At 35.3% G+C, this 7825-nt stretch carries 8 protein-coding genes; 6 read left to right on the top strand and 2 right to left on the bottom strand.

The window, feature by feature from the left end; genetic code table 11:
- The first annotated feature begins 327 nt into the window (after positions 1 to 327).
- The 6 genes from mutL (at position 328) to Q0A18_RS14765 (ending at position 5652) form a co-directional block, all read left to right on the top strand.
- Positions 328 to 2109, top strand: coding sequence for a DNA mismatch repair endonuclease MutL (gene mutL / locus Q0A18_RS14790; protein ID WP_292010931.1), 1782 nt, complete (start codon positions 328 to 330; stop codon positions 2107 to 2109).
- Between the two features lie 5 nt (positions 2110 to 2114).
- Positions 2115 to 2843, top strand: a complete 729-nt coding sequence (locus Q0A18_RS14785; RefSeq protein ID WP_292010930.1) for a rhomboid family intramembrane serine protease — start codon at positions 2115 to 2117, stop codon at positions 2841 to 2843.
- Positions 2844 to 2852: 9 nt separating this feature from the next.
- Positions 2853 to 3848 (top strand): endonuclease/exonuclease/phosphatase family protein, encoded by a 996-nt coding sequence (locus Q0A18_RS14780; RefSeq protein WP_292010929.1) that lies wholly within the window; start codon positions 2853 to 2855, stop codon positions 3846 to 3848.
- A gap of 76 nt (positions 3849 to 3924) precedes the next feature.
- A complete protein-coding gene (locus Q0A18_RS14775; protein ID WP_292010928.1) occupies positions 3925 to 4902 on the top strand; it encodes an endonuclease/exonuclease/phosphatase family protein in 978 nt (325 codons plus the stop codon).
- A 4-nt stretch (positions 4903 to 4906) separates the two neighbouring features.
- A complete protein-coding gene (locus Q0A18_RS14770) occupies positions 4907 to 5245 on the top strand; it encodes a hypothetical protein (protein ID WP_292010927.1) in 339 nt (112 codons plus the stop codon).
- A gap of 26 nt (positions 5246 to 5271) precedes the next feature.
- Positions 5272 to 5652, top strand: coding sequence for a hypothetical protein (locus Q0A18_RS14765; protein WP_292010926.1), 381 nt, complete (start codon positions 5272 to 5274; stop codon positions 5650 to 5652).
- A 29-nt stretch (positions 5653 to 5681) separates the two neighbouring features.
- On the opposite strand, the gene Q0A18_RS14760 is transcribed toward Q0A18_RS14765, so the two are convergent.
- Both Q0A18_RS14760 and Q0A18_RS14755 read right to left on the bottom strand, forming a co-directional pair.
- Complete coding sequence (locus Q0A18_RS14760; RefSeq protein ID WP_292010925.1) at positions 5682 to 7196, bottom strand: GH3 auxin-responsive promoter family protein; 1515 nt, start codon at positions 7194 to 7196, stop codon at positions 5682 to 5684.
- A gap of 106 nt (positions 7197 to 7302) precedes the next feature.
- Positions 7303 to 7713 carry a BrxA/BrxB family bacilliredoxin gene (locus tag Q0A18_RS14755; RefSeq protein WP_292010924.1) on the bottom strand — a complete coding sequence of 137 codons (411 nt, stop codon included), beginning with the start codon at positions 7711 to 7713 and terminating at the stop codon, positions 7303 to 7305.
- Positions 7714 to 7825: the final 112 nt, after the last annotated feature.

Genomic DNA, 7825 nt, shown 5'->3' with positions numbered 1-7825 from the left:
TCTAGTTTTTATATTAGATTCTAAAAAATTGGTTATGAGATAAATATTTGGTAGATGTTAAGTACCAGAAAAAGGATATCACAACTCCTCATAAAAATTGAATAAAAAAATTCCTGTCATATTGGCGGGAATTTTTTTGTAGGCTCAGGCAAAATAGAATTTTATCAGTAGATATTGGGACCAGAAGCATAAATGTTATTTTCAGGAGGAGTTTTAACAATAAAAGGCAAAATTTTTGCATTGAAATGATAATTAAATTTTAAATCCGCCTGATGGTGTTTTTATTACCGTTTTCATTAACTATTTTTGTAAGTTGATTTAGCTTTTATGTCAGATATTATTCAGCTTTTACCGGATCATGTAGCCAACCAGATTGCGGCGGGGGAAGTGGTGCAGCGGCCAGCATCCATTGTGAAAGAACTATTGGAGAATGCCATAGATGCGGGAGCTTCCAAAGTGGAGCTGATTGTAAGAGATGCCGGTAAGAATTTAATTCAGGTAGTGGATGATGGAGTAGGAATGTCTGATACGGATGCAAGAATGGCTTTTGAAAGACATGCTACTTCGAAAATAAGGGGAACCGATGATATATTTAAAATATCCACCAAAGGATTCCGTGGAGAAGCGCTTGCTTCCATAGCTGCCGTTGCACAGGTGGAGCTTAAAACCAAGCAAAAAGATGCTGGTATTGGGACCAATATCTATATTGAAGGAGGAACTTTTCAGTTTCAGGAGCCTGTACAAACTGCGGAAGGTTCTAATTTTCTGGTTAAGAACCTGTTCTTTAATGTTCCGGCAAGAAGGAAATTCCTGAAAAATAACAATATCGAATTCAGGCACGTGATCGATGAATTCCAACGGGTGGCCTTGGCACATGAAAACCTGGAATTTTCTTTATTTCATGATGACGATCCCGTTTTCAAACTTAGAAAGGGAAGTCAGATGCAGAGGATTGTAGATATTTTCGGCAGAAAGCTACAGCCTTTATTGGTTCCTATTAAAGAAGATATTATCTGGGTAAAGCTTCATGGATTTGTGGCAAAACCTGAGGGGGCTAAAAAAACAAGGGGAGAGCAGTTTCTCTTTGTTAACGGAAGGTATTTTAAAAGTCCGTATTTCAATAAAGCGGTTCAGGAAGCATTTGAAGGATTGCTTTTACCGGGTTATGTACCTACGTTTTTCTTATTCCTGGAACTTGATCCCGAAAAAATAGACGTTAATATTCATCCTCAGAAAACGGAAGTGAAATTTGAAGATGAGCATCTTATTTTCGCATTGTTACGCTCTACCATAAAAAGGTCCCTGGGAATCTATAATGTAGCTCCAAGTCTTGATTTTGAAAGAGATCCTCAGCTGGATGAAATCATGCAGAAGACGTTTCCAAGCAAAGGAAATTCCGGTACCAGTATAAAAATGCCTGAGATTGTAGTTGATAAAGACTATAATCCGTTTCTGGAAGAAAAAGAAATTAAAGAAGTTGAAATCCATAATCTTGCTGAGATGTATCACCAGAATATTTCGGCAGAACCTTCCAAGATCAATTTATTTGAAGAAGAGGATTTTGATGAAGACCTTATGAGGCTTCCGAACGGATATTGGCTGTTCAATAAAGGAGACAGAACATTGATGCTGGACTTGGGAAGAATGCACAGATTATTAGTTGCTGAAAATAATAAAACAGTAAAAAAGAACAGTACCAACAGCCATGCATTACTTTTCTCCCTTGAGTATCATATGAATGAGATAGAGAAAAATAAATATAAATCCATTAAGAAGTATCTTCCTGAACTGGGTTTTGATATGAAGATCGCCCATGAAAGTGTCCTGAGAATTGATGCTGTCCCTGAAGGGCTGAAAGAAACACAGGTGATGAAATTCCTGGAAAATCTTTTTGAAATTCTGGAATACAAGACGGAAGAAGAATTTATGCAGTATTATCATAACCAATGGAACAAGATGCAGTCTAAATCCAGGTTTGATTTTATATACAAAAAAGATGCGGAACAAGTCATCAAAGACTTTACGGCATTGGGTTTCCCTGAGTTTTTACCGAATGGAAAAAGATGCTTCTACGAAGTTCCGTTTAATGATTTTAAAAATAAATTTTAAAAAGAATGTTTAATAATATCCCTCCGATTACAAGAAATATTATTATTATAAATATTGTAGTGTTTATAATATCTTATTTAATTTATCCTCAGCTATATAATACACTTTCAGCATATTATCCCTTATCTCCTAATTTTAAATCCTGGCAGATCATTACCCATATGTTTATGCATGGAGGATTCATGCATATTCTATTTAATATGTTGACATTGTGGAGTTTTGGTCCTGTATTAGAACAAACTTTAGGAGAAAAGAAATATTTAATACTGTATTTTGTAAGTGGGTTGGGGGCATTTGTATTATTTAATCTTTGGAATTTTTATGAAATTCAGCAGATAACCACACAACTTGTTGAGGCAAAAGTCAATGTAGCTGAGATTTATATGAAGGCAGATATAAATAATTTTCCTTATGATGTATATGCTAATTCATCAAATGAACTATCAAAAGAACTCTATTATGGTTTAGTTAGCAAAATGTTAGGTGCTTCGGGTGCTGTTTTCGGAGTAGTAGCAGCTTTTGCTACATTGTATCCCGATACCAAACTTATATTTATGTTTATTCCATTTCCTATTAAAGCAAAATATATATTGCCGATTATTATTATCGCTTCTGTTTATCTTGGGTTCTCCGGAAATGTAGGAGGAATTGCTCATTTTGCTCACGTAGGAGGGGCGCTGGTTGGTTTTCTTCTCGCAAGAAGCTGGAAAAAGCATTTATATAGATTTCATTAATATCATTTCGTGAAAATTTTTCGTCTTATACTTTTTTTTCTGCATATAGGAATTGGAGTTCTTCTGTTAGGAACGCTGCTCAATGCGTATGTTCCTCCGAAAATATTTCCCTGGGTCAATTTGCTTTCACTGGGATTTCCGGTTTTAATAATAGCCTATGTTTTATTGACGCTTTTTTGGATTTTCAGCTGGAAGAAAAGAGCGGTTATATTTGTTATATTAGGGCTTGCATTGATTACACCTGCTAAAAGATGGGTCAATTATTCTTCTACACCAAAAGAATCTTCTAATCTTAAATTAGTTACTTTCAACGTAAAAGGAGGAAATGCCGGAAAAACGAATATTGAAAATTATATCAATTCCCAGAATGCTGATGTTGTCATGTTTGAGGAAGACGGAATGAAAGAATTTGATTTTAAAGGTCTTAAAGGAGGGAAAAAGATGCAGAATGTTTCACTTTATACCAAACATACTATCATTGATCAGAAAGACCTTATCATAGGAGATTATGAATGGTTTAACGCCTATGCCCAGCAAACCGATCTAGAAATCAGAGGAAAGAGATACCGGTTTGTTGTTGTATACCTTCAGCCTTTCAAGTTTGAGAAAAGTATGATTAAATTATACGGAAATAATAGCGGAGAAGATGAAGAGAAGGTAAAGAATATCCTTAAACGGCTAATACCCACTTTTAAAGCCCATCAGGAACAGGTTGAAATTATAAGGAAAGCCATTGATGATTCCCCGTATCCTGTTTTTGTAGCAGGAGATTTCAATTCCGTTCCTAATTCTTACGAATATTATCATTTACTGGAAGGGCTGAAAGATCCTTTTCTTGAAATAGGGAAGGGAAGCGGTACAAGTTTCCACGATTATAAATTTCCTATCAGGATCGACTATATATTTACTTCAAAAAATATAAAACCAATTAGCTATCAGGTCGACCGGACTGTAGACTTATCCGACCATTTTCCTGTTATCGGAACCTTCAGATTAGATCATTAATTTTCTGAAAATCACCATGAAAAAATAATCTTGGTAGGGTTTTTGCTAAGAAAATGTGGGGGTTAAAAAAATATTTATGAAATCTGGCAAGGTATTGTTGTTATTCCATGTTGGGATCTTGGTTCTGTTATTGAGTACATTGGGGAATGCATGGGTTCCTCCTAATTTTTTCAGCAAACTGAACCTGTTATCATTATTTTTCCCTTATCTGGTGATCCTGCATATTATACTTACTGTGGTTTGGATCATCAAAAGAAAAAAAATTGCTTTTATTTTCGTTTTAAGTACTCTTATATTCTATAATCCTATCAAGCGATGGATTAAATTTTCCCCGCAACATGGAGAAAATAATATCACTAATTGTGATATTAAAGTATTGACATTCAATGTTCAATATGGAAGCTTCGGATGGAAGAATGTGAAAAAATATATCGTTGACCAGGATGCTGATATTATTCTGGTTCAGGAAAAAGATACGAATAGAGTCGTTAAAAAGAACCTAGTAAAATACCCCACTGTTATTTTAAAAACAAAACATAGAATTATCAGGCAGGCACAGTTGCTCTGTGATAAATCTAAAGGGAACTCATTTTATGCAGATGTTGAGATCAACGGGAAAGTGGTCAGGGTAGTCAATGTTTATCTTGAACCCTTCCAGTTAAATAAATCCATGTTTCAGTTTGATGGGATAAAAGAAGAGAAGAATAAATTCAGTTTTGTATTCTCGCACCTGATTCCTACTTTCAGAACCCATGAAGATCAGATCAGAAAAATAAGAAAAGCCATTGATAACTCTCCTTATCCTGTAATTCTGGCGGGAGATTTTAATTCTGTTCCCAACTCTTATGAATATTATAATTTAGGGAAAAATCTGGACGATGCCTTTGTTAAAGCTGGAAACGGTGTCTCTACAAGTTTCCATGATTATGGGCTTCCTCTCAGGATAGATTATATTTTCACTTCAAAATCTATTGTGCCTGTAAGCTATAAAGTAGATTATTCAGTAAAATTATCCGATCATTATCCTGTAATTGCTGAATTTCAATTAAATTAGTTCCATGAAAAATATACTATTTGCAGGTTTAGTTTCGTTACTTCTTATATTGGGAGCATGTTCTAAAAGAAAGGCTGTAAATATGGAGGAACCAATTGTTACCCTTAATTATGATACGACAGCTATTGACTCTTTCTCTCCAGGAGCGGTATCTGTAGACATAGCCAGGAAGATCAGAGAATCTTCTCCTCAATATAAGGATTCTGTAAAGCAGGCTTTGAAGCTTCAGCAGGAAGAAAAAAAACTTAGAGAAGAATTGGAGAAAGAGAGTAAGAAAAAGCAGGAAGAAGAGAAAAAAATGAAAGAAAAACAGGAAGTTTCCCCTGTGGTAAATACACAATAAATTGATTTACTTTAAAATATAAAATAATGAAAAAACAAATTCTAATCGCAGGTATTATTTCTATGGCAGTTGTTTCTTGTACGAAATCAACTACTAAGACAGAAACAGTAGAAAATCCGGACGGATCAGTTACAACAACTTCTACTACTATTACTCAAACTCCATCTGAGGTTGTTGATACTTCAAAAATTCACCAGACCAAAGAGGATGTAAAGGCTAAAGTGGATGAAGCCGGTAATAAAATTGATGAAGTGGCACAAAAAACTAAGGAAGACATCAATAAAGCAGGAAAAGATATTAAGAAAGGAGCTCAGGATGCCAGTAAGGATGTGAAGGATGCAGCAGCGAAGGGTGCAGGGAAAATAGAAGAAGAAGCTAAGAAGCTGAAAGAAGATTTAAAGAAATAAGAAAAGCGCAGATTATTCTGCGCTTTTTTTTATTGATTCATTTCCAGTAAAGGATCGAGGTATTCTCGGTCATTACTTAGTCTGGGTACTTTATTTTGTCCTCCGAGCTTTCCTCTAGACTCTAGCCAATTGTAAAACAGATTGGGCCTTGCAATGTGTACTATCGGTCTTTTTAAGGTGATATTATTATATCTTTTCGCTTCATAGTCTGAGTTGACAGCCTTTAAGCTATTATCAAAAAGTGTTACAAAAGATTCAAGATCATTAGGCTCCTTACTGAATTCAAATATCCATTCATGAGCACCACTTTCATTTTCTTTCATAAAAATAGGAGCTCCTGTGAAATCTGTCACTGATGAATCTGTTTCCTTACAGGCTTTGAGTAAGGCTGCTTCTACATTAGTAATCATTAATTCTTCTCCAAAAGCATTGATGTAATGTTTTGTTCTTCCTGATATTTTTATTCTGAAAGGATTAGTTGAAGTAAAGATCACAGTGTCTCCGATGAGGTATCTCCAGAGTCCGCCGTTAGTCGTTATGACCATTGCATAATTTTTTCCAATTTCAACATCTTCCAGATTAACCACTTTAGGATTGGAGGAGTGAAGCTGTTCCATAGGAATGAATTCATAGAAAATACCATAATCCAGCATCAGAAGCATTTCATCACTGTCGGATCTGTCCTGAATTCCGAAAAAGCCTTCGGAAGCATTATAGATTTCATAATAGTTGATATTCTTGCCTATAATCTGCTTGTATTCTTCTCTGTAAGGTTTAAAGCTGATTCCGCCATGGAAAAATACTTCCAGATTCGGCCATAACTCAGAAATACTGTTAATCCCGGTTTCATTGAGGATTCTTCTGAGAAGAACCATCATCCAGCTGGGAACGCCAAGAAGACTTCCTACATCTTCGTTTTTAACCTCCGAAACAATAGCGTTCAGCTTGCTTTCCCATTCGGACATTAAGGATACTTTTTTGCTGGGTGTTGTGGTAATTTCAACCCAGAAAGGTAGATTATCAATTAAAATAGCGGAAAGATCTCCGAATTTGGTATTAAAATCCGCATAGAGTTCAGAGCTTCCTCCCAAACGGAGGTTTTTGTTTGTAAATAATTGATTTTCAGGGTGATTGTTGGCGTATATAGATACCATATCCTTTCCTGCTTTCATATGGCAGTATTCCAGGCTTTCACTTGAAATAGGAATGAATTTACTTTTTGCGTTAGTGGTTCCTGAAGATTTGGCAAAATGTTTTATATAGCCTGGCCAGCTGACATCTTTGTGTCCCTGTCTTGCCCTTTCAATATAAGGTTCAAAATCTTCATAGCAAACAATAGGTACTTTGTTCTTAAAATCCTGATAGCTTGAAATAGAATTGAAACCATATTTTTTACCATACTCAGTATCTTCGGCGTGAAACAGCTGTGAGAATAAAATTCCCTTCTGTGTTTCAATAGGATGGTCCATGAAATTCTCTATCTGATCTATCCTCTGGCGAATAAACCAGTTTACCACAGTATTGAAAAGTGCTTTCGTTGCCATTTCCAAATATAATAATAATTGTTTTTTCCGAAAACATTTTTATTATGATATATAAAAGCCCGTTACATATCATGTGACGGGCTTGTTACTTTTATGGTAATTATTTTTAGCAGTACTCATCATAAGCAGCCTGTAGGTTGGCAGCAATTGCTCCTGCAGGATTTCCTTCAATATGATGTCTTTCCAGCATATGAACTAATTCTCCGTCTTTAAAAAGAGCCACACATGGTGAGCTTGGAGGGAAAGGTGCTAAATGTTTTCTTGCTTCAGAAACGGCATCCGTATCATAACCTGCGAAAACAGTAGTTAAATGATCCGGTTTTTTATCCCCTGTTAATGAATATACAACCCCGGGTCTTGCAGCTCCTGCGGCACAACCGCAAACAGAATTGATAACTAATAAAGTAGTTCCTGTCTGTTTTAATGCTTCTGTAACCTCTTCAGCAGTGGTTAAATCTTCAAAGCCTTTATCTGTAAGCTCAGCCTTCATAGGCATTACTAAATCTGTTGGATACATATCTTATTTGTTTTAAGTATACAAAGTTAAGCAATTCTACACATCTCCTCAATATATAAAAACTATTAATTATTTTGGAAAACATGATTAAAAAAGAACTACTGTTATTTAG

Source organism: Chryseobacterium sp. (assembly GCF_022712095.1).
GTDB lineage: Bacteria > Bacteroidota > Bacteroidia > Flavobacteriales > Weeksellaceae > Chryseobacterium.
The sequence above is the reverse complement of the archived record's forward strand: the minus strand, read 5'-3'. Positions and strand labels throughout refer to the sequence as shown.